Source organism: Actinomadura sp. NPDC048032 (assembly GCF_040653175.1).
GTDB lineage: Bacteria > Actinomycetota > Actinomycetes > Streptosporangiales > Streptosporangiaceae > Spirillospora > Spirillospora verrucosospora.
On record NZ_JBEZJP010000691.1, the window covers coordinates 1 to 2477 of the forward strand.

A 2477-nucleotide genomic window follows, 5' to 3' on the forward strand; every position below is an offset into this window, starting at 1 on the left:
CGACCCCGGCCAGCGCCGCCAGCATCGCCTTGTCCAGCGGCTCGGTGACCGGTGCGTCCGGGGCCGCCTCGCCGAGCCCGAGCACGAACTTCGACGCGTTGAGGATCTTGATGGCGAGGCGGCGGCCGACCTTGATCTGGCCGGTGTCGAACGCGGTGTCGGTGCCGGGGCGCCCGCTCGCCGCCCAGTACCGGACGGCGTCGGAGCCGTACTCGCGCAGCAGGTCGATCGGCGTGACGACGTTCCCCTTGGACTTCGACATCTTCTTGCGGTCGGGGTCGAGGATCCACCCGGACAACGCGGTGCCCTTCCAGGGCAGCGAGCCGTGCTCCAGGTGCGAGCGCACGACCGTGGAGAACAGCCACGTCCGGATGATGTCGTGCGCCTGCGGCCGCAGGTCGTAGGGGAAGACCCGGGCGAACAGGTCGGCGTCGCGCTCCCAGCCGCCCGCGATCTGCGGGGTCAGCGACGAGGTGGCCCAGGTGTCCATCACGTCGGGGTCGCCGGCGAAACCGCCCGGCCGGCCACGCTGGTCCTCGGTGAAGCCCGGCGGGACGTCGGACGACGGGTCGACCGGCAGCGCGTCCTCGGCCGGCACGATCGGGTCGTCGTACACCGGCTCGCCGGACTCGTCCAGCCGGTACCAGACGGGGATCGGCACGCCGAAGAACCGCTGCCGCGAGATCAGCCAGTCGCCGTTCAGGCCCTCGACCCAGTTCTCGTAGCGGGCCCGCATGTAGCCCGGATGCCACTCCAGCTCGCGCCCGCGGGCGAGCAGCTCCGCGCGGACGCCCTCGTCACGGCCGCCGTTGCGGATGTACCACTGCCGGGTGGTGACGATCTCCAGGGGCTTGCTGCCCTTCTCGTAGAACTTCACCGGCCGGGTGATCTTGCGGGGCTCGCCGTCCAGGTCGCCGGACTCGCGCAGCAGCTCGACGACGCGCTCCTTGGCCGAGAACACCGTCTTGCCCGCCAGCTCGTCGTACGGCCGGGCGGGGACGCCCTGCGGCGGGTCGGCGGCGAGCCGCCCGTCCCAGTCGATGATCGCGCGGGTCGGCAGGTCCAGCTCGCGCCACCAGGTGACGTCCGTGACGTCGCCGAACGTGCAGATCATCGCGATGCCGGAGCCCTTGCCGGGGTCGGCCAGCCGGTGCGCGACGACCGGGACGTCGACGCCGAACAGCGGCGTGCGCACGGTCGTCCCGACCAGCTCCTGGTACCGCTCGTCGTCGGGGTGCGCGACCAGCGCGACGCAGGCGGGAAGCAGCTCCGGCCGCGTCGTCTCGATGTAGACGGGACGCTGGTCGCCGTGGAACCGGATCCGGTAGAACGCGCCGGGGTGCTCGCGGTCCTCGAGCTCGGCCTGCGCGACGGCGGTGCGGAACGTGACGTCCCACAGCGTCGGCGCCTCGGAGACGTACGCCTCGCCGCGGGCGAGGTTGCGCAGGAACGCGCGCTGGGAAGCCGTCCGGGCGGTGGCGCCGATGGTGGTGTAGAGGTGGCTCCAGTCGACCGACAGGCCGACGCGGCGCCACATCTCCTCGAAGGCCTTCTCGTCGACCTCGGTGAGGCGCTCGCACAGCTCGATGAAATTGCGCCGCGAGACCGGCTGCTGGCGTTTCGGGTCGGGCTTGGCGGGAGGCTCGAAGTCGGGGTCGTAGGGAAGGGACGGATCGCATCGGACGCCGAAATGGTTCTGCACGCGGCGCTCGGTCGGAAGGCCGTTATCGTCCCAGCCCATCGGGTAGAAGACCGCCCGACCGCGCATGCGGTGGTACCGGGCGACGGTGTCGGTGTGGGTGTAGGAGAAGACGTGGCCGACGTGGAGGGATCCGCTCACGGTGGGCGGCGGGGTGTCGATCGAGTAGACCTCGCCGCGCGGCCGGGTGCGGTCGAAGCGGTGGACTCCCTCGTCCTCCCAGACGCGTGCCCATCTGTCCTCCAGGCCGTCCAGGGATGGCTTCGGAGGGACGTGCGGAGTACGCGGCTGCTCTGTCATGGGGCCAATCGTATTGACATCGGCCCGGGTCGCATGCCGATTACCGGCGCCGACGCGGTGATCGCCTTCCCCTCCGGGGGCGGGCCCTTCCGGTAGCGTCGGAGACGACAGGACGAGAGAGGACCAACATGGCGGACAAGGGCGACATCGGCTGGCGGGTGATGGCCGGAGCGGCCGCATTCGCGGGCGGCTTCGTCGCGAAGAAAGTCATCACGCTGGCCTGGAAGAAGAGCACCGGCAAGGAGCCCCCGACCAACCCCGAGTCCCCCGACGTGGCGCTGGCCGAGGCGATCGGTTGGGCCGTGGTGATGGGCGTCGGCATGGAGGTCGCGCGGCTGCTCGCCACCCGGGCCGCCGCCCACCAGTGGGCCAAGGGCACCGGCCAGCTCCCGCAGAACCTCAAGGCCGACGTCTAGGACGTCCCGCGCCGGGGGCCCGCCCCCGGCCGGAGGCCATGCGCGTCGTGGCCGGCCCCTCC

General features: G+C 71.7%; 2 protein-coding genes. One reads left to right on the forward strand and one right to left on the reverse strand.

The annotated features are described in order from the left end of the window. Window positions 1-1999: valine--tRNA ligase (valS, locus tag AB0C69_RS41105; protein WP_360362081.1), on the reverse strand; the 1999-nt coding region annotated here is incomplete at its 3' end. 128 nt (window positions 2000-2127) lie between these two features. Here valS and AB0C69_RS41110 point away from each other — a divergent pair. Beyond that, complete coding sequence (locus AB0C69_RS41110) at window positions 2128-2415, forward strand: DUF4235 domain-containing protein (RefSeq protein ID WP_179836389.1); 288 nt, start codon at window positions 2128-2130, stop codon at window positions 2413-2415. The last annotated feature ends 62 nt before the right edge of the window (window positions 2416-2477 follow it).